Annotated in this window: 14 protein-coding genes; 2 read left to right on the top strand and 12 right to left on the bottom strand. The window is 39.5% G+C overall.

What is annotated here, in order from left to right; translation table 11 throughout:
* Window positions 1-2 precede the first annotated feature (2 nt).
* A complete protein-coding gene (locus tag WDV74_RS03525) occupies window positions 3-1187 on the bottom strand; it encodes a benzoate/H(+) symporter BenE family transporter (RefSeq protein WP_338884645.1) in 1185 nt (394 codons plus the stop codon).
* A 96-nt stretch (window positions 1188-1283) separates the two neighbouring features.
* On the opposite strand from WDV74_RS03525, the gene WDV74_RS03520 reads away from it, so the two are divergent.
* On the top strand, window positions 1284-1865 hold the full coding sequence (locus WDV74_RS03520) for an XRE family transcriptional regulator (RefSeq protein WP_338804628.1): 582 nt from the start codon (window positions 1284-1286) through the stop codon (window positions 1863-1865).
* Between the two features lie 244 nt (window positions 1866-2109).
* Here WDV74_RS03520 and WDV74_RS03515 read toward each other — a convergent pair whose 3' ends face one another.
* The 4 genes from WDV74_RS03515 to erpA form a co-directional block, all read right to left on the bottom strand.
* Window positions 2110-3309 carry an MFS transporter gene (locus tag WDV74_RS03515; protein WP_338884643.1) on the bottom strand — a complete coding sequence of 400 codons (1200 nt, stop codon included), beginning with the start codon at window positions 3307-3309 and terminating at the stop codon, window positions 2110-2112.
* 11 nt (window positions 3310-3320) lie between these two features.
* Window positions 3321-4688, bottom strand: coding sequence for a hypothetical protein (locus WDV74_RS03510; protein ID WP_338884642.1), 1368 nt, complete (start codon window positions 4686-4688; stop codon window positions 3321-3323).
* Between the two features lie 10 nt (window positions 4689-4698).
* The gene (locus WDV74_RS03505; protein WP_338884641.1) at window positions 4699-6126 is read right to left on the bottom strand and encodes an L-tyrosine/L-tryptophan isonitrile synthase family protein; all 1428 of its coding nucleotides are present in this window, start codon (window positions 6124-6126) and stop codon (window positions 4699-4701) included.
* Window positions 6127-6816: 690 nt separating this feature from the next.
* Entirely contained in the window at window positions 6817-7161 is a 345-nt protein-coding gene (gene erpA, locus WDV74_RS03500; RefSeq protein WP_047771810.1) for an iron-sulfur cluster insertion protein ErpA, read from the bottom strand.
* A gap of 221 nt (window positions 7162-7382) precedes the next feature.
* Here erpA and hemL point away from each other — a divergent pair, with 221 nt between their 5' ends.
* A complete protein-coding gene (hemL, locus tag WDV74_RS03495) occupies window positions 7383-8666 on the top strand; it encodes a glutamate-1-semialdehyde 2,1-aminomutase (protein WP_338884638.1) in 1284 nt (427 codons plus the stop codon).
* Window positions 8667-8722: 56 nt separating this feature from the next.
* On the opposite strand, the gene WDV74_RS03490 is transcribed toward hemL, so the two are convergent.
* From WDV74_RS03490 to hrpB, 7 genes are all read right to left on the bottom strand, one after another.
* Window positions 8723-9463 carry a sulfite exporter TauE/SafE family protein gene (locus WDV74_RS03490; protein ID WP_338884636.1) on the bottom strand — a complete coding sequence of 247 codons (741 nt, stop codon included), beginning with the start codon at window positions 9461-9463 and terminating at the stop codon, window positions 8723-8725.
* A 205-nt stretch (window positions 9464-9668) separates the two neighbouring features.
* Complete coding sequence (locus WDV74_RS03485) at window positions 9669-12785, bottom strand: type I restriction endonuclease subunit R (RefSeq protein ID WP_338884634.1); 3117 nt, start codon at window positions 12783-12785, stop codon at window positions 9669-9671.
* Window positions 12786-12810: 25 nt separating this feature from the next.
* The gene (locus WDV74_RS03480) at window positions 12811-13965 is read right to left on the bottom strand and encodes an AAA family ATPase (RefSeq protein WP_338884632.1); all 1155 of its coding nucleotides are present in this window, start codon (window positions 13963-13965) and stop codon (window positions 12811-12813) included.
* 1 nt (window position 13966) lies between these two features.
* The gene (locus WDV74_RS03475; RefSeq protein WP_338884630.1) at window positions 13967-15199 is read right to left on the bottom strand and encodes a restriction endonuclease subunit S; all 1233 of its coding nucleotides are present in this window, start codon (window positions 15197-15199) and stop codon (window positions 13967-13969) included.
* A complete protein-coding gene (locus WDV74_RS03470; RefSeq protein ID WP_338884628.1) occupies window positions 15196-16752 on the bottom strand; it encodes a type I restriction-modification system subunit M in 1557 nt (518 codons plus the stop codon). The genes WDV74_RS03475 and WDV74_RS03470 overlap by 4 nt, the downstream gene beginning before the upstream one ends.
* Before the next feature lie 391 nt (window positions 16753-17143).
* Window positions 17144-19612, bottom strand: a complete 2469-nt coding sequence (mrcB, locus tag WDV74_RS03465) for a bifunctional glycosyl transferase/transpeptidase (protein WP_338884626.1) — start codon at window positions 19610-19612, stop codon at window positions 17144-17146.
* A gap of 49 nt (window positions 19613-19661) precedes the next feature.
* The gene (gene hrpB / locus WDV74_RS03460; RefSeq protein WP_338884624.1) at window positions 19662-22166 is read right to left on the bottom strand and encodes an ATP-dependent helicase HrpB; all 2505 of its coding nucleotides are present in this window, start codon (window positions 22164-22166) and stop codon (window positions 19662-19664) included.
* Window positions 22167-22173: the final 7 nt, after the last annotated feature.

Genomic DNA, 22173 nt, shown 5'->3' with positions numbered 1-22173 from the left:
ACCTATTTTTTTATCTTGGTGCGTTTTTTTAGCACGCTGTGAGCAATGATCCCGCCAATCAATCCCCAAAATGCTGAACTGATACCCAGTAAATTAGCGCCTGATGCAGTGACAAGGAAGCAGATAATTGCAGCATCTCTTGTGTAATCGTCCTTAATCGCTTGATTTAGGCTATTTGTAAAGGTGCCAAGCAATGCCAATCCAGCCAGAATTTTTATTAATGGGGCTGGAAACGCGCTAAACAGATAGAAAATTGCCCCGCCCAAAAGGCCAGCCAACAAATAGAAAAAACCGGCACTGACTGCCGCAACATAGCGTTTCTTAGGATCGGGATGGACATCGCTTCCCATACAAATGGCAGCCGTAATTGCAGCAATACAAATACTAAATCCCCCAAAAGGAGCCAGAATAATTGCCACCAATGATGTCCAGCTAAGTAACCTGGATGCACGGGGAGGATATCCTGCTGCCTGTAAAGTGGCGATTCCTGGTGCATTTTGTGAAGCCATCGTAACGATAAAAAATGGAATACCCACGCCAATAAGCGTAGTTACGTTAAATTGTGGCATAACAAATTCAGGCATGGAAAACATCATGTTTTCACCCGCTAACGTTAACTCACCGCTGAGAATAGAAATAATCAATCCAGCTGCCAGCGTCGAAATTATTGCGTATAACGGAAAATAGCGGCGGACAATTAAGTAAACAAGTAACATAGCGCCACAAAGCCAAACGTTGACTTGTAACATTGCAAATGCCTCTAAACCGAAGCGAAGCAATATGCCGGCAAGCATTGCCGCCGCGATGGTATGCGGGATGTAGGTCATTAATTTGGCAAATAGTCCGGTAATACCGCATATCAACATTAATGCCGAAGCGAAGATAAAAATACCGATGGCTTCGTTAACAGATGTGTCCGGCAAATTTGTCGCCAGTAATGCGATTCCCGGTGTCGACCAGGCCGTTAAAATGGGAGTACGATAATAGAGGGACAGCCCAATTGTCGTGATCCCCATTCCCACGCCGAGCATACTGAGCCAAGCACCTATTTGTGATGGCTCAACGCCGATTGCCGTCACCGCTTGGAGAATTATTGCCACTGAACTAGCATAACCCACTAACACCGCAACAAACCCTGTGACAAGTGTTGCTGGTGAAAAATCCCTGAAAAATGATAACTTAGACATAGATATTACCTAACCGGACGTTATAACGGACGATGATGAGAATAACATCGTCCGTTATAACGTTCAATTATGTATCCATTTTTTGAGCAGGCGCCAATGAGTGATATCACATCGAAAATTGCTGAAAAATTTAAATCATTAAGAGCTTCCCGCGGGTTAAGCCTCAGCCAGGCGGCTAAATTGACGGGAGTCAGTAAGGCGATGCTTGGTCAAATCGAACGCGGCCAATCAAGCCCAACGATTTCGACACTGTGGAAAATCGCAACAGGTTTTAATATTGCTTTCTCGACTTTTTTAGAAGGCGCAGCACCCCAATCTCAGCCTGTATTACATCGATTTAATGACTTACCGATTTTTGAACAAAACAACTCAGGTATGCGTGTCACACCACTCATCCCTTTTGATGACGAACTCTTCATTGATTTATTCAAAATAGAATTAGTACCGGGTGCTTCAAGTGAATCTTCTCCGCATGAATTTGGGGTAATAGAGCATGTTATCGTACTTAGTGGGGAACTCGATCTGCGTCTTAATGACACTTGGCATAAAATTTCAGCAGGTGAATCCATGCGTTTTCATGCCGATTGTCACCATGCTTATGCTAACTCAAGTGATAACCTGGTTGTCATCCATAACCTTATTCACTACCCCCATAATAAAATATTATCAACCCCTTAATTATTTTCACAATGAGCTACTGTACTGACATACGGATTTAACTATCAGATAGAGAAACGTGCTTTATACTGGGCACGTTACAATCCCCATAATACGTGTTATTACCTGACATCCCAGATCATTCATCGCCATATCGACGATTTTCTAATAGATACCGGCGCGACATGCGGTATAATTGAAATAGTTTACGCCCTGTTTATTGCTACAGGGCTATATTTATGTATTATATTTTAATATTGGATATTTACTCATTCGATAATTTTTGACTTTTTATGAAAAAAACAATTGTGTATATAAAAATCAATATAATACCAATATAATTTAAAATATTCCATCCACCTGAATAACTCATCGCGATCCCTACAGATAATGATGAAATCATATTAGATAGGTAAACTATTAATGAGTTCATCCCCTGTAATTTATGTTTAAATTTACTGTTTACAAATCCATTAAGCAGAAATGTTCCACCATTAAACATAAATGCCCATCCTAACCCAACAAAAAACAATGAAAATAGAAAACCATGAAATCCATCTACAAAAATAGCTATAAACATTCCAATTATAAAAAACAAAGATCCAAATAAGATTATACTTGTTGTTTTTAGCCTACTGACAAGAAATGGAAGTATTAATGCTGGAGCATACATAGCGAAGAAATGCCACTGTAAAACAAATGCACTATCTTCTACGGCAAATTCAGCATGTAACATAGCTAAAGGCGTAGAATTCATCAATAACGTCATCAAGGAAAATCCTATAGCACAGCTACTTGTTGCCAAAAAAAACAATCTTGATTTTAATAAATCAGTGAGGTCTTCATTTTTATCATTAGTGTTATGATGTGTATCAATTATTTCTTTTTTAAATTCCACAGGTACATATACAAATAATTGAATAACAATTACAACAATACATACTATAGATGTTAATAAGAATGTTCCCAAAAAATGGTAATCAGGAAATATATATTCACCTTTCATAGCTAAAAAAGGACCCAATACTCCTCCCAAAATACCACCACCAATAATAATCGACGTAGCTCTTTTTTTATTTAATTCGTCATCAAATATTTCAGCTGAAGCAAATCTGTAATATTGATTAAATACAGTTGAGCACCCTAATATGAATACACCCAGTATAAAAAGAATAAATGATTGGTAAATAATAGATATACCCGCTAATCCACTACCAATTAACCCTATTATATTACCTATAATAAAAGCAACTTTTCTTCCATACATTTCCATTAGCATGGAAGCATAATAAACCATTAAAGCAGCACCACAAACTGTTGCAGTTATTGGTAATGTAGATAAATAATCAATGGGAGATAATGTATTACCAACTAATGTTGATGTTAATGTTAGCAGGGAAATAATTGAACCATTAAGTCCCTGACATATGAAAAGAAGTATTAAATTTACATATCTTTTATTCATTTTTACCACTTTCACATTTTAATTAAAGGTATAGATAAAATATTTGAAAATACATGATTTACATTTTCATTAGAATATAAAAGAGGTTGATTTTCACTATTTAGCCAATTAAATAATTCTTTTCCATCAATTGGAGGGAAATATTTTTTTATTCCTTTGTTTTTATATAATTCCAATACCGTTGAAAAATTTATAACACCATCAATAACTGACATACAAACATGTTGAGAGAGTTTGTTTCCTCCTGTTTTTCCTAAAGTATAGATGGCAGGTATATCACTTCTATCATGTTTTACATGAACTGTTAGTCTTATACAATCACTATAAGACTCATCTTTTAATATTTTTTCAACACCATTAGTTAAATGTATTGATAAGTATTTTATTGTGGACTGTGTTGTTATTTCTCTAAAATAATCTATTGTATCATCGAATAATTTCATGCTACCCACCTTATCAATCCAATAATTATGGGTATCATTTCGAAGTATACTAACAATTGCCATTGTTATTATAAGATTTTTATCTCCTCCATTATTAAGATATTCCTGAAGACTACTAGGCATAATTATATTATGATAAAGAAAATGGTAATTTGATAAAATATTATCCCAATCAATATTAACTAAAATTGTTTTAAAATGTTTATTAATATCCTGACTATCTATTTTTTCACAATCGGATATTAATATATTTTTTCCTATTCGTTGATTTTTATATGGAATAAATGTAATGAAAGCTGAATTGTCAGAGAAAAAATCCGCTATCATAGTCCTTTGATTATCATAATCTTCTATTTTTTGTTCATTCGTGAACAATGCATCATGAAATCTATTTCCTCCAGTTAAAACCAATATATTAACTTTTTTTCCACTAATAATATGTACACTACTAGCTATTAACTGAAGCATCATTATGGCATAGAGTTCAGATAAATCAGCGGAATACCCTTCAGTTTTCAACCCTCCACAAGATCTTTTAGCTTGCCCCCAACCCAAAACAAATTTAAAATTTTCTTTATCTAGACATGAATAAATTTTATTTTGCAAATTAAATGTATCAATAGAACCTGAATTTTTTGATATACCAGAATGCCTAAAAATTTCTGTAATACAGGCTGCCTGTAACCATTTGTTATCATCCAGATTTGAGTACATTATTCCATTTGTCAATCCTTCAATATTTCCTTTTATATTTTTCACAAGAGCAACTGATTCTTTTTTAACTTTATTTTTAAGAGAACTAAGAAAGTGTCTAAAATCATCTAATTGTAAAGTATCACTATCAATTATTATCTTCTCCTCACTCCAGTTTTTTATTATTTCATTGGGTAAATCTGTTTCACTTACAAAAACTCTATCAGATAAAAAATTAGACATAAAAAATCTCCTATTCATTAGATAAATAATAAATTGGCTGTCTCAATAAAGACATTTCATGCAGGGGATCAAAATTATCATCTTTCTTTATATATGAGGGACTGATATATACTTTCTTTTCATTTCCACACTCCCTCTCCAATCTATATTTATAATCAATACAAATATCTCCTTTTATTTTTCTAATACCACCTACAGTATGTTGTGCCGTCCTGGAAAAATCCTTCTGAGTTGATGAAATAAAATTAAATTCATTTTTTTTACCATGTATAGTTAATTTAAGTGCTGCAGGTAATTTAGCATAAATAGTATTTAACTTTCTATCCGTTAAAGAAATTGCTACATATTTCTTAGCCGCCTGCCATGCCTCAAAACGCATCTCCTTAACTAACGAGGATGCATATGATGCTTTTTCTCCAATATTTTCATAAGAAAAAAGATGAGAACTTCTTATTCTGCTAATTGGTTCCGAAAGAGAAGAAATGAATGATATATATAAGTTTTGAATTTCTCTATTATGATAAATATCTTTATAATTTATTTTACCATAAAGAGAATCATAATGAACAGATGTCAAAATAGACCAATACGTGTAATTAATCTGATTACCTAAATCACTAACCTGATTTATTTTCCCTAATGTACTATTCAAATCATTACAACAAAACATAGAATCAAATTTTCTTGATAAAGAATTATATATACTAATATACATTGATTCCCTTTTATCAATAAAATTATTTTCTTTATTTTCTAATACCCATTCTTCATAATCACATATTTTCACTATATCTGAAATATTTAAAGCATTTATCCAATAATTGAGTGACATTTGATAATTATCAACTATATTTTTTGGCGTTCCGCATGCTCTATTGTACTTATTACCATCAGCTAAAACTAAAAATTCGCATTCAAAATTAGAAATATTACTTATTATTTTAGCTATTTTTGCAAATCTTAATAAAGTATTTATTTCTCCTAAATCTGGGAAATATCCTTTATTTTTTATTGGTGAAATAGGCTTTCTAGATAAAATTGGCATTACTAGATAAATTTTATCTTTATGTTCAATAGATTTTTTAATTAAATCAACAGTATATTCTGGAGTAACATATTTATTATTATTCTTAAAGAAATGGCTATCGAATAAAGCTTCTGCTGCATATTCATAGGCTGTTAACCTATTAACTCCATAATTAGATTTTTTATCTCTTATTCTTCTTAGTAACGCTGTTTGTCGCTTTGATATACTAGTATTAAACTTATACTGCAATTCTGGAATTATCCAATTACAAAAATAATCACGATCAATATACTCAAAATCTTTTCCATGCACTTCTTCTATACTCAGTCTATGCCTGATCTTTTTTGTCATCTCAATAAGGCGATGAGAACTGGATATTTGTGTCCTTCTCTGTTCTTTATTTAATATCATTTTATTTCCATATCTTAATAAAAAAGTAAAAGTTAAATTTAAATATTTATCATAAGATAAAAGTTATAGCTAAATTTTCTTATTACTAACAAAATCAACTATATTAAAAAACATAAATACCCCTTTAAAACCTTATCTAGGATAAATTAAGGTGCTATAACATCATCATAGTATTATTATAAAATTTGTTATAATCACTGATAAAAATGTAAACGTAATATCATAATAAATGCAACAGTAACATTAATTTATTTAATATGTTTTTTGTGTTATCGTTTTTTAACACTGACAACACTATTAAAAAACATAAGGAATGACAATTTTTTTTAAACATTAATGTTGAAATATAAGATGTGAATCACATTATTAATCATGAAATTAATATGGTTATAAAAATAATTTATTTATAATAAATATAATTATAAAGCTGGTGAGGATACTTATAATTTACGATCTTATAATATTATTGTAATTTTAATAATGTCCCATTAAAATTAATCTGTTATTTTTTAATTTGGATAACTTCAGGATATGAATGAATTTTTTATCAACGAGATGAATTCTATGCACTAACGGCTACTATGCTTAATTGCACTATCGATGTGTTAACTTATTTCGCAGGAAAGAAGCAGGTATCTTGCAAAATGGCCTCCTGAATAAGAGGCCATTTTGCAATAGGGAATTTTCCCATTAGACACTGAAAGAAGAACCGCAACCACAAGTAGTTTTTGCATTCGGATTGGCAACAATAAAACGGGAACCTTCCAACCCTTCGGTATAATCCACACAAGCGCCTATCAGATATTGCAGACTCATGGGGTCAACAACCAATTCAACCCCTTGCTTCTGAATCGTCATATCACCTTCGTTAATTTGGTCATCGAAAGTGAACCCATACTGGAAACCGCTACAACCACCACCTGTAATGTAAACCCGCAGGCGCAGGTTCGGGTTATCTTCATCAGCAACCAGCACTTTGACTTTGTTGGCTGCGGCATCAGTAAACTGCAAAGGCAATGCAGCATCATCGCTCATATTTTTACTCCAGTCCGGTTTTCCGGTAAAAATTCTCGGAAAGTTATTTTATGCTTTCTGATCAGTTGCCGAGATTATCCAATACCTGACTGATTCGTTCAAGTTTTGCCACATGAATGCAATAAACCGAACGATGAAGGGCATATGATGATTTGGCTTCCCTATTGGGGTACTTTAAAATGACATTCTCATATTCCGTTATCTTTCAGGAGCTTTTATTGATGAGCCAGTCCGAAACGCTTTACTCTCAGGCAAAACAGGTGATCCCCGGTGGAGTCAATTCACCAGTACGCGCTTTTAACGGTGTTGGTGGGACACCCGTCTTTATTCAACGTGCGAATGGGGCTTACCTTTATGATGTTGATGGTAATGCCTATATTGATTATGTCGGTTCATGGGGACCAATGGTTCTTGGGCATAACCACCCTGCTATCCGCAATGCCGTCATTGAGGCCGCAGAACGTGGTTTGAGTTTTGGCGCTCCAACCGCGGCCGAAGTGGAAATGGCAAAACGAGTCACTGAACTGGTGCCTTCTATGGATATGGTGCGTATGGTGAACTCCGGAACAGAAGCCACTATGAGTGCCATTCGTCTGGCTCGTGGTTATACCCAACGTGACAAAATCATCAAATTCGAAGGTTGCTACCACGGCCATGCTGATTGCTTGCTGGTAAAAGCCGGCTCAGGTGCCCTGACGATTGGTCAGCCCAACTCTCCAGGTGTGCCCACTGACTTCGCTAAACACACCCTGACTTGTGTTTACAATGACCTAAATTCTGTCCGTGAAGCCTTCGAAAAATATCCAACAGAAATCGCCTGTATTATTGTCGAACCCGTCGCGGGCAATATGAACTGCATTCCACCGCTACCAGAATTCCTGCCGGGCCTGCGTAAGCTGTGTGATGAATTTGGCGCCCTGCTCATTATTGACGAAGTGATGACTGGTTTTCGTGTTGCACTGGGTGGCGCACAAGAATATTACGATGTTAAGCCAGATTTGACATCCCTTGGAAAAATCATCGGTGGCGGTATGCCTGTAGGGGCTTTTGGTGGCCGTCTGGAAATCATGGAAAAATTAGCACCAACTGGCCCTGTTTATCAGGCGGGCACCCTTTCTGGTAATCCAATCGCAATGGCTGCCGGTCTTGCTTGCCTGAAAGAAGTAGCCCAGGTTGGTGTTCATCAGCGTTTAGGGGAACTGACCGACAAACTGGCGGCGGGTTTAAAACATGCCGCATCAGCAGCCGGCATCCCTTTGGTTGTTAACCACGTTGGCGGTATGTTCGGTATTTTCTTTACCGATGCGAAAAGCGTTACCTGTTATCAGGATGTCATGAAGTGCGATGTAGAACGTTTCAAGCAATTTTTCCACTTGATGCTGGATGAAGGTATCTATCTGGCTCCTTCAGCGTTTGAAGCCGGCTTTATGTCCATCGCCCATTCAGATGAAGATATTCAACGCACTGTTGATGCAGCAGCACGTTGTTTTGCAAAACTACAATAAAATATTCTGCTTTTCCAAACCTCAGACGTCACTATTCTCTATTATCAGTGGCGTCTTCACACCAAAGCCCGTATTGCCTGAATCGCTGACATTACCGCCAACACACCAAGTAATATCAGCATTAACCAGCGAAAATGGTGTTGGCTGATACGCGATCTTAGGCGTGTACCAATAAAGAGAGAAAGCAGAGATAAGGCCGTTAATATGAGTATCGGCCATAAATACGTCGAAGAAAACAATTCGAACGCTTCCTGGCGTAACACCACTAACTGACTGATCTTGCCAAGTAAAAAGCACAAATTGGCGGCCCGTGCAATTTCATGGCGATCGCTGCTCATTGCTAATAGGCACATAATCAGGATAGGAGACATCGCATTGGTTGCCCCGCCAATAATCCCAGCGGCTAAACCAAACAGCGACAAAATGACAGGATTTTCCGGTAAATGAAAATGACTGCGACGAGTGCTGCTGACAATATAAAATGCAATGACACCACTCAATAATAATTGCAAGTAGGCAGGATTAATTAAGAATAAAAGTTTCGCGCCAATAACACTGCCAGTTAATGAGAAAAATGCCAATAAGCCATATTTATAGAATATCTCACTAATCTTTCCACCTGAAATAACGCTTAAGATATTCACCAATAAAGTCGGCCATAAAGCTAATACCACCGCCTCTTTTAATGGCATAAATAGGCTTAACGCTGTCGTACTGGCTATCGGAAAACCAATCCCGCTGATACCATGCAATAATGCAGCAGTAATAAAGAGTAAGGATAAGATAAAAATATTCAAGGTGTTATGTTCTCTGATGCAAGATGTTTCATTGAATTTTTGCGTTTAGTATATCGTAAAAGAAAAAACAGATTAACTTAATTTAACCCGATATATGGATACCAATTTAATTCAAGTGGGTGTAGATATAGAAGCCTGATTTCTCCCCGCAAAGCGGGGAGAAATCACACGCATCTTGAAGTTAGATTGGTATATTAGCTTACATCTATATTTGCCCACCTACACCTTTAAACTTCTCAACAAAGGCAGCAATTTTCTGGAAAACGATCTGCTTTTTCGTTCTATATTCTGGGTTAAGTGGACTTAACTTTGGTAGCGTTGAATTTAGCTCTGTACCGTTTTCACTTGCATATTCTCGTTTTAATGATGCTGTGATATAGCGCTTAGCCGCCTCTTCATTTAATTTCTCAGAGCTGATTAACTCCTCTGCTTCACGCTTTTGTTCAGCTTGAGCAAATTTGAAAAACTCATCAATAATACTGGCTTTGTCAATAATTTCGTCCAAATTAGTTTGATTAATGAAATCAACAATTAGACTTTCTTTTGCTCGATTTCCAAGGCTGGAACGAATTAAACGGCGAACTTCATCAATTAATTCCGCCTTATTTTTATTCTTTTTATTATTTTCAAAAATCAATTCAAGAATATAATCCAGATTAATTTCCTGTGATTTGAGCAAATCTATTTCAAAAACAACATCATCCCAGTCAATAGTCGATTTATCTTTCTCATTAGATGATTTTTCACGGCGTAACCAATCACGCGTATCATTATAGGTTGAGCGATAATCTTGAATAGCACGCTCAGTCGGCATCTCAATCGCTTGCATAGCTGCGATATCTTCATTGTCCAGGTAGTATTTAGCTTTAAATGCCTCGACAGCTTCCGGATTACTCATATCTACATGCTGTAGAGCCTTTAATCCTGCAAATTCATCATAGTTTTGCAGCACATTCTCCGCACGCAAATATTCACCAAATAGTTTGACAAAGTCCTTTTTATCTTGCTCCTTAACAATATCATCAGGGTTGGGGAAGCGTTTTTGTAATTCAATCACTACATCCAAAAAACCACGACGTGCTTCGCCAGTGACTAAATCAGTAAAACCTTCCATGTATTCTTTGTAGCTTTTTTCCAGCACCACGTTTTTGGTGTTCTTATCACCAAACAAAGTGATGGCTTCAACTGTAGCCTGTTCTAAATCACGGAAGGTGACGATATTGCCAAAGGTCTTCGTGGCGTCATAAATACGGTTAGTGCGTGAAAAAGCTTGCATTAGGCCGTGGTAACGCAGATTTTTATCGACAAATAAAGTATTCAATGTCGGCGCATCAAATCCTGTTAAGAACATGCCAACAACAATCAGTAAATCTACTTCTTGATTTTTCACTCGCTGAGCAAGATCTTTATAGTAGTTTTGGAAACTTTTACTATCTACACCAAAATTCATTTTGAACGCTGCATTATAATCATCAATGGCTGCACTTAAAAATTCTTTGGCACTGCTATCCATTGTGGTGAGTTCAAAACTTTCATCAATAATCTCACCAATAGCATCTTGCTCTTCATTAGCAGCGAAAGAAAAGATAGTGGCGATATTAAGCGGTTTTTTATTTGCTTTATTCTCTTCAATCTCTTTTTGTAGCTGCTTGAACGCTTCATAATAAGCTTTGGCAGCATCCACACTGCTGACCGCAAACATGGCATTAAAGCCTTTGCCACCCGCTTGGAGACGATGCGTTTTTTGTCTGAAGTTATTTAAAACATACCGAGAAATTTCACGGATACGAACAGGATGTAAAAAAGCTTGCTTATTTTCTGCTGCTGTTAACTTTTTCTCGTCTTGTTCGGTTTCAATCGACTTAAATTGTGGTCTTACATCGTTATAATCAACTTTAAACTTCAATACTTTTTCATCACGAATGGCATCGGTAATCACATACGAATGTAATTCTCGGCCAAATACACTACTGGTGGTGTCTGCACCTAAAGCGTTTTGCGGGAAAATTGGTGTGCCCGTAAAACCAAATTGATAATATTTTTTGAATTTTTTCTTTAAGTTTTTTTGTGCTTCACCAAACTGGCTGCGGTGTGCTTCATCAAAAATAAACACCACTTGTTTAGTGTAAATAGGTAAATCACTTTCACTTTTTATTAAGTTATTCAGTTTTTGAATGGTCGTCACAATAATTTTATTGTCATCTTTTTCAAGATTCCGTTTTAACCCTGCAGTACTTTCCGAACCATTAACGCTGTCAGGCGAAAAACGTTGATATTCTTTCATAGTCTGGTAATCCAGATCCTTACGATCGACCACAAAAAATACCTTATCGATAAAATCCAGCTCAGTGGCCAAACGCGCCGCTTTGAAACTGGTTAAGGTCTTTCCCGACCCCGTGGTATGCCAAATATAGCCACCACTTTCAGTATTACTCCAATTTTTAGCCTGATACGCACTTTTAATTTTCCACAAAATACGTTCAGTAGCCGCTATTTGATAGGGGCGCATCACTAACAAAGTATTGCTAACATCAAATACGGAAAAATGGATTAACACATTCAGCAAGGTATTTTTCTGAAAAAATGTGGCCGTGAAATCTTTTAGGTCTTTAATCAGCGTATTATCAGATTTGGCCCAATTCATGGTGAAATCAAAACTGTTTTTATCACGCTTGGTAGTATTGGCAAAATAGCGAGTGTTTGTACCGTTTGAAATCACAAAAAGCTGTAAGTATTTAAACAGTGAGTTTTCTGTATTAAAGCTTTCTTTACTATAACGGTGCACTTGGTTAAAGGCTTCACGGATAGCAACTCCGCGCTTTTTGAGCTCAATTTGTACCAATGGCAGGCCATTAACCAAAATTGTTACGTCGTATCGATTCGCTTGCGCCCCTGTTTGCTTGAATTGCTTAATAACTTGTACTTTATTATGAGCAATGTTTTTCTTATCCACGAGATAGATGTTCTCGATATGCCCATCGTCAAAAACAAAGTCATAGATATAATCGTTATGAATCTTACGGGTTTTATCTATGCTGTTATCGTTAGGATTATCCAGGTACTGTTCAACAAAGCGCTGCCACTCACTTTCTGAAAAATTAACATTATTCAGTACTTGTAATTGCTCCCGCACATTAGCCAGCATGTTTTGGGGCGTGTTTAAGCCAGTAACATATTCATAGCCTTGGCTGATTAAATCGTTGATCAATTCCCGTTCTAAATCACCTTCGCTTTGGTAAGTTTCATTTAGCTGCAATTCTTTAGTGTATTTATCCAGTACGATAAAGTTATTTGATTCAGCAACAGTTTTGTATTCGTGCATACTTCACCTATAAATTTGATTCACTCTAGTCTTCTGCCTGTTGGAAGCGGTACATAGTGTTAATTTCATTAACCAAATAGCGCAAAACACGCTTATCATCTTCCGTAAGCTCAGCGACCTCTTCACCTGCATGTTTTGAATGACTAGAGATATTAATAATCCTGGCTTCATAAGGATTGGGCCTGCCATCATCAGTTTTTGGCAATAAATCACCCCACTTTTTATAGCCAAGAAAAGTAGAGGTTTTTTCTAATATATTTCTTAAAAAGTTGAAGTGATACTTGCTCAACTGACCGTTTTCAATGGCTTTTTCGAGTTCTGACTTTAGATAAAGATGATATGAAAATGGTGAATCATTGGGTTGGATTACCAGCTGATATGTGCCATCTTCATGCTTTGTCAGCCTGTATTTCTCAAACCATTTCTTTTTATAACTTTTATCATCACTATTTAGCTCATTGTGTAGCACATTATAGAAAAGAGGGTTATGCGTCGTGATGATGAATTTAACACTAGATTCGTTAGATTTAATTAGTTGAGCAAGATGTACTGCCAACTCAATCAAATGGTTTTCATCTAAAGAGCTCACAGGATCATCAATAAAGATGTATTGCAATTGATTAAACTGATCTGTTTCTCGCTCACTGGGTTCAGCAACATTCAACACGCTTATTACTTGTTCAATCAGTGTGTAAAACATGCTCCAGATAAAGTTGCTTTCTTCGCCTTTTGATATTTTGACATTTTCAGTTCGTGCTTCATTGCCACGTTCGAAAGAAAACATGACCTCCGAACCATTTTCACTAAAATGTGGAGTTAATTTGTCATCCGTATAGCGTTGAAAGTTAGCAATGATATTTCGGTCTTGCCCCTGATCTTTTAGCACCCAATCTGTAAATGAATTCGGCTGGATTTTGAGTTTAGGCTCGGTATTCTCAGATAAGTCGTTATCCCAGTAAAACAAATCTTCGGTAAAGGCGTTGTAATACAAAAAATTAGTACGCGTTAATGATAGTTCTTTATTGTTGGTACTTTCATCATTATCAATTTTTGGCGCAATCAGCTGTTTAAATTCCTTCGAAAGCCGAGTCTTACCCGTACCATTAAAAGCATAGATCAACTGCACTTTCTTGTTGGCATCTTTTAGCTGCTGTGCTATTTCCGTTAGCGTTTTGCTCATATCATGCCCCTACCTCTGGTTTGGGAAAACTCAATAGCAGATCGCGATAATATTCGTATTGCTTTTGACGTAGTTCAATTTCTCGTGGTAGACCTTCACTAATGGAGCTAGTTAAAATGTCGAATTTGTCTAGGATGGTCACAATGCGATCTTGTTCGGCAAGTGAGGGAATAGGAATTGGATATTCCATTATTTTCATTTTATTACCGCGTGGCATTTTGGCCCCTTTAGAATGCCGCATGTTATAGTCGAAAAACTTATCATCCGCTAAAATTTGATATAGATACCTAGGTGTTATCGTTTCATCAGTCAGATGTATAACCAGTACATCGCCATTTGTGCCACCGATACGATCAGCGTGCCATATTTTCTTCAAGTAGGGGCGAATATTGCCGATTAAAATATCACCACTTTGATACTCTATTAAGTTACCTTCGGTTGGCACATAATTAGACTCTTTTTTTCCTGCCCAATTTTGTAAGAGATTATCAACTCCCACGTAATTCGATTTATCAAGTTTGTCAAAGCAAATACGAGTTTTTGAATACTCTGTAAGCTCCCCCAAAGTCTTCCACTCCACCTCACCTTCTTCAAAACTTAACAACTGGTCGCGATAATAGTTGTACTGCTTTTTGCGTGCGCTAAGCTCAGCTGTAAGCTCAGCTGTAAGCTCAGTAAAGGTGTCCAAAATGCGGACGATTTCGGTTTGGAATGCAAGCGATTTTTCTAGTTTTTCAGGATATGGAATAGGGATTTGGATTTTCGCCATATCAGATGCAGAAACATCAATAACTTTTGCTCCTTTTGCATATTTCCTTTTTTCATTTGCAAATTCGGTTGTTTGAGTGAAATAAGCAAAATATTTCCCTAAGATAATTGGGCTTGGTTTGAAAATTGTGGCGTGTCCACCGGTAACTGCTTGTTGCTCACCCAGATAAACCAGAGCCTTACCAACGTCTTCGAGGTTTTCACTTGTGTTTGTGATTACAACATCACCTGTATTAACCTTCCTTAATTTTTTGGCTAGCTCAGGCGAAACAAATGATTTAGTTTTTGTCGTAGACAAACCGTAATAAGTATAAATTTGTCCATAGTGAATTGCAGGCACACCGGTTTCGGCAAAATCTTTTTTTTGTAATCCATTACCACGAACTAACTCACCAATTTCTCCCAAGGCCATCCATTCCACCTCAACCCCTTGAAGCAGTTTTTCCATAAAACTCATATTGCTCATGCCTTATTCTCCGTGCCTTCAATCTCAGCAATAATGGCATCAATATCCGCCCGCAGTTGGTCGATTTTTTTAACGGTGGTCTTTAATTCGGCATTGAGTTTTGTAATATCAATTACTTCGCGGTTATCTTTAACTTCGACATAACTACTCACCGACAGGTTGTAATTGTTAGCAGCGATGGCTTCAAAACTAACTGATTTTGCAAAGTGTTCAACATCATCTTTACTGTCGAAGACCTGCATGATTTGTTCGATATGGCTATCTGTAAGTATGTTGTTATTAGTTTCTTTTTTAAATAGAGAGCTTGCATCAATAAATTGAGTGGTGGTGTCTGTTTTGTGTTTAGACAGCACCAGAATGTTGACAGCAATGGTCGTGCCAAAAAACAGGTTAGGCGCCAATGAGATCACGGTTTCAACATAGTTGTTATCTACCAGATATTGGCGGATCTTTTGCTCAGCTCCACCACGGTAAAAAATACCTGGGAAGCAAACAATTGCCGCGCGGCCTTTGCTGGATAAATAACTCAGTGCGTGCAATACAAAGGCAAAGTCGGCTTTAGACTTCGGCGCTAATACACCAGCGGGAGCAAAGCGGTCATCGTTGATAAGTGTTGGATCATCACTGCCAATCCATTTTACCGAATACGGTGGATTAGAAACGATAGCATCGAAGGGCTTGTCATCACCGAAATGCGGATCTAACAGAGTGTTACCTAATGCGATATTGAACTTGTCGTAGTTAATATTGTGTAAAAACATATTCATACGCGCAAGGTTATAGGTGGTATGGTTAATCTCCTGACCAAAGAAACCTTCTTCAATAATGTGGTCATCGAAGTGTTTTTTGGCTTGTAATAGCAATGAGCCAGAACCTGCGGCGGGATCATATATTTTATTCACGCTTGTCTGCCCATGCATGGCAAGCTGAGCGATTAGCCTAGAAACGTGTTGTGGAGTGAAAAATTCACCGCCTGATTTACCAGCATTAGCCGCGTAGTTAGAGATTAAAAACTCGTAAGCGTCACCAAACAGGTCGATTTGATTATTTTCAAACTGGCCAAATTTGAGTCCTGCCACGCCTTTTAATACAGCAGCTAAACGGGCGTTTTTATCTTTAACGGTATTTCCTAAACGATTACTGGTAGTGTCGAAATCGGCAAAAAGCCCTTTGATCTCTGCTTCAGATGGGTAGCCGCTGGCTGAGCTTTCAATAGCGACGAAGATGCTATTTAAGTCCTTGTTTAAGTTATCATTTTTATTAGCACTCGCAGCGATATTAGCAAACAACTGGCTTGGGTAAATAAAATAACCTTTGGTTTTAATAGCATCATCTTTAATATCGTCAGTGATGATTTCATCTGAAAGCTCGGCATAGTTGATATTCGCATCACCGCCTTCAATGTAGTTTGCAAAGTTTTCACTTATAAAGCGATAAAACAGCGTACCTAGTACATACTGTTTGAAATCCCAGCCATCAACTGAACCTCTCACATCGTTGGCGATTTGCCAGATTTGACGCTGTAGTTCTGCGCGTTGTTGGGTACTTGTCATTGTGAAACTCCACTATCAATACGTTTAAATAGCCATTCGGCCTATAATCAGGCCGGTATTATAACGAGTAAAGACACTCTAATCATTTTGAATCTCCACAAGTTCATTATCCCTATAATATATTGATATATATCATTTAAATTATAGAGTGAACAGTGGTGAACACTTTTTTATATACCAATTTAATTTCAAGATGCGTGTGATTTCTCCCCGCTTAGCGGGGAGAAATCAGGCTTCATACAGTATTGTAAATAGCAGCTTGAAGTTTGATGCGTATACAAGAATTGCCCGCTACGTATTTAGCGGATACTCAGAAGAATATTGATGTTTTACAGAGATAATCGTCACAGGCTTCATCCGTGGTTTTGGTGTATGATTTGCCAATAAATTATCACTGTCCAAACATCTCACGTAACCAGCCAGGCGCTTCTTCTTCATTTTCCTCGATAGGCTGTTGTACCGATTGCTGGCACAACTTCTGTGGATCATCAGTCCAAACCGGTAATACTCTGATACCGCTTCCTTCGCAGTTGAAACTGCCATCTTCATTGACTGACATATCCACGATACCTTCTGGTGGACGGTTATTCAGTTCCAGTGGCGTTTCATTATCCAGATAACGACGATAAATCGTCAGTGCACCCGTCGCTCCGGTTAGGTTAGTTGGGCCATTGTTATCACGTCCAGTCCAGACAATCGCGACTTCTTTGCCATCAATGCCGGTAAACCAACTGTCACGCAGATCATTGGTTGTTCCGGTTTTGCCTGCCAGGTGATATTTGCCATATTTCCCTGTCAGTGAGCGCCCTGTACCTCTCTCCACTACCTGCTGCATACCATATAGCGTCAGATAAGCGGCCTGTGGCGGCACAACACGCTCTGCCTGTGGGTAGCTCTGGTAAATCACCGTACCATCTTCAGCAATGATGGAGCGCAACGCAGAAAGTTTCGCCCGATTCCCCCCGCTGGCAATCGTCTGGAATTCTTGTGCCATTTCCATTGGCGTGAGGTTAATCGCGCCTAATAACATCGCAGGGATTTGTTGGATCTCTTTCGCAGGAATACCAAGCGCAACCAACGTGCTGGAGATGCGGTCTAACCCAACATCCAGCCCTAAATTCACGGTCGGCACATTCATCGAACGCGCTAACGCGTCAATTAGCATGACACGCCCACTGAAAGTACGGCTAAAGTTCTTCGGTTCCCAAGGCTTTCCACCTGCTTGAGGAATAGAGAGAGGTTCATCCGCCAGCCAGGTATTCAGACGATATTTATCCGGCTGGCTCAATGCCGTCAGATACGTGGCTGGTTTAGCAAGTGAGCCAATCAAACGACGGGCGTTTAACGCCCGGTTAAATCCGGCATATTGCGGCTGGGAACCGCCAACCATAGCTCTAACCTCACCGCTGAAACGGTCAACAACAACCATCGCCCCTTCCAGATCATCAACCTTGCGGGCTTTTCGCAGGGCAGCAACGCCCTCTTCAACGGATTTTTCTGCCGCATCCTGCGAAACCGGATCGAGGGTAGTAAAGATCTTTACCCCTGACAAATCATTGACTTTATCGCCCAGCTTTTCTTGCAATTCCTGACGAACCAATTGCATAAAGGCTGGCTGTGGCGTAATCACCCCGCTTTTCGGTTTTACCCCTAACGGACGAGCACTAAGTAGATCATACAGCTCCTGATCGATGATTTTTCGGTTCTGGAGGATTTTCAAAACAACATTGCGCCGCTCCAGCGCAGTTTTAGGATGACGCCATGGGTTATACCACGAAGCCCCTTTGACCATTCCCACCAGCAGCGCTTGTTGATCCAAACTCAATTCATCAATCGGGCGACCAAAATAGTACAGACTTGCCAATGGAAAACCATGGATCTGCTCATTACCACTTTGTCCTAAAAAAACTTCGTTCAAGTACAATTCCAGAATGCGATCCTTGCTATAACGCGCATCCATTAGCAACGCCATGTACGCTTCATTCGCTTTACGGATCAAAGTACGTTCATTGGAGAGAAACAAATTTTTCACCAATTGCTGCGTCAGGGTACTGCCACCCTGAATTGTACGTCCCGCGATCAAGTTAGCTAAAAATGCACGGGCAATGGAAAGCGGCCTGACGCCATCATGTTCATAAAAGTAACGATCTTCCGTTTCCAGTAAAGTCTGAACCAACAAATCAGGAAAGCCGGAACGTGGGACAAACAGACGCTGCTCACCATTGGGTGATTGCATCATGGTGATCAATTTGGGATCAAGACGGAAAAAACCAAACTGACGATGGTTTTCCATGTTTTCAATGCTGGCAAGATGATTATTATCAAAGGTCAACCGCGCCTGAATTTGCTCTTCTTTACCATCAGGGAAATCAAATGGGCGGCGTAACATTTCTATGTTATTCCCCCTGACGACAAATTCACCGGCACGGGTGATTTTTGTTACTCTTCGATATTGCATCCCCTCCAGCAGATGGATCATTTCGTCCTTGCTGTAATTCATGCCAGGTTCAAGATTGACCATCCGTCCGTACACCGCTGCCGGTAAATCCCAAACTTTTCCGTCAATACGCTCGCGAATTTTGTTATCCAGATAGAAACCATAAATAACAATGAGGATCGCCAGCACAATAAAGATTTTTAGCAGCAACCACAAAAACCAGTGCCCGCCTTTTTTAGGCGGGCGGGAATTCGCACTGCGGGCGTTCTTCCCTTTTTTAGTCATGACTTCATCCTCATCGTTGTCGTCAAAGTTATCATTTTCATAATCATCCCGCCGATTGCGTTTGTTAGATGTTCGCCCACGACGAAGTCCTGATTTTTTACCCTTGCGTCCGATTGGCTGACGATCATCATCAGACATACCGAATTCTCCAAATGTTTATTAACTACCGGCAAGTAAATGCAAACTATTACATCTGCTTCTTCACGCGCCTAGTTGGTGCTGTGTTGGCAGGATCATCTGGCCACAAATGTTTGGGGTAACGCCCTTTCATCTCTTTTTGCACCTCACGATAAGTTCCCTGCCAAAACGCAGCAAGATCTTGTGTGATCTGTAATGGACGATGGGCAGGAGATAACAACTCAATGACAACCGGAACTCGTCCTTTCGCCAATACTGGATTTTGCTGCTCTCCGTACATTTCCTGCATCCTCACTGACAATACCGGAGGTTTATCATGGAAATACTGGATGGTGATCCTGCTCCCCGTTGGCACAGTGTAATTAGTAGGCAATTCATTATCCAGTATTTGCCGTTGTTGCCAATCAAGCAATTCCATCAGGCAGGAGGATAGCTCAATCTGGCGCAGGCCTTTTAAATTATCAACACCATCCAGGGCAGGCAGCAACCACTGTTCAAGGGAGTCCAATAATGCTTCGTCATCAACCCCAGGCCAGTTCACTTCCGGTAGCCATTCTGTTGCTCTTTGCAGGCGAATACGCAACTGCAACGCCTCCTGTGACCAATTTAATGCCGATACCCCTTCCTGTCTTACCCAATTCAACAAGGCTTCCTGTAATTCCGCTGCCGAAGGTTTTGCCAATGGTTGGGCTTTGACAATTAATCGCCCACATTGCAAACGCTTCCACGCCCGTAATGAGCCTTTATTATCATCCCACTCTACGGTTGTATGCTCAGTAAACAGATGAGGGTATTGCTTTATGGTCTGTTCAATCGCCAACGGGCAGGCAAGCAAAACCTGTGCATCAGGATGGCGGTTTCCCTGCTGTAACGAAGGAGTCACTAACCAAGCCTCGCCCGACAGCGGCTCTTCACGTTCCAGCGCGACCCCCAAACCATTAGCTAATTGAAAACGGCCAAGATTATCGCGGTTTTTAGCGATCCGATCTGGAAACCCCTGAACCAAGAGTTCAGGCACAAGATCCAATCTGAGGCTTCCAGCATGGCTTGTTTTATCCGCCAGTTGATTTGTAAAATTCCTGATGAGCTGATTGGCGCGTTGCTGCCAATGACGCTGATTTGCTGTCAGCCAATAGAGCAGGTCAGGCTGTCCACGACGCGGTGGTTCTTCCAAAATAGCCACCAATTTCGCTGCCGTTACCAATGCTGCACGGCTTTTGCCTTCTTTATCATCGCTTTCCTGAGCTGAACACAGTATCGCCGCCAAACGCGGTTCGCTGCCGAATTCCACCATCTGCCAACCACGGGAAGTCAATTGCTGGTTGTCATCCAACGCCCCTAAGCGCAGCAACAGGGATTCTGCAACCGCCAATGCGGGTTGTGGCGGATTATCCAACCAATGAAGCTGGGAACTGTCACGACATCCCCACTGCAATAAAGAGAGCAGTAGGCCGCTTAAATCTGAATGCAAGATCTCCGGCTCGTTGTGTTCTCTGGCTCTTTCTGCCTGCTCCTGACTAAATAAATGCCAACAAACACCGGCCTCTAATCGCCCAGCCCGCCCTGCCCGCTGCACCATCGATGCCTGGCTGATGCGTTGGGTAATTAAACGTGTCAGGCCACTCTTCGGTTCAAATCGACCGGAGCGCTCCAGCCCACTGTCTACCACTAACCGAATACCTTCAATCGTCAGACTGGTTTCTGCAATATTGGTGGCAAGCACGACTTTGCGCATTCCCACTGGTGCTGGTGTTATTGCTTTGCGTTGTTCTGCCAACGACAATGCCCCATACAATGGACACAACAGCGTATCGCCATTGATCTTATCTTCCAATTGCAACATTACCCGCTGAATCTCACCGACGCCGGGCAGAAACAGCAACAACGATCCCGTTTCTTGCTGCAATAACCGCAATACCGCCGATGCAACTGATTGTTCAAAAGGTTGATAAGTAGGAAGTGGATGATATGACCTCGTTACCGGATAACTGCGTCCTTCTGACACAATCACAGGGGCATCAGGTAATAAAGCAGAAAGGCGCTGGTTATCCAATGTTGCCGACATCACCAGAATACGCAAGTCATCGCGCAACCCTTCCTGCACATCCAGCAACAATGCCAATGCGAGATCGGCCTGTAAACTACGTTCATGAAATTCATCAAGGATGACAAGAGAGACGCCGTTCAATTCAGGATCTTGTTGCAGCATACGCGTCAGGATCCCTTCGGTCACAACCTCAAGCCGAGTTGCATCACTGACTTTGGTTTCCGAGCGCATCCGGTAGCCGATGGTCATACCAACAGGTTCATTGAGTTGTTCGGCGAGACGTTCAGCCACACTCCGTGCAGCAATCCGTCGCGGTTCCAGCATAATGATGCGCCCTGACAATGGTGCCTGCTGTAAAATCGCCAATGGCAATCCGGTCGATTTTCCAGCTCCCGTTGGTGCATGTAGTAACACTTGCTGCGACGTTTGCAGTGCCGCAATAACGGATCCCACCACGTCATAAATAGGTAATAAGTCACAAATGGGCAATGACAAAAGGATCACCATAATGAAT

It is taken from the genome of Xenorhabdus sp. TH1, assembly GCF_037260955.1.
In the GTDB taxonomy this organism is placed as follows: domain Bacteria; phylum Pseudomonadota; class Gammaproteobacteria; order Enterobacterales; family Enterobacteriaceae; genus Xenorhabdus; species Xenorhabdus griffiniae.
The sequence above is the reverse complement of the archived record's forward strand: the minus strand, read 5'-3'. Positions and strand labels throughout refer to the sequence as shown.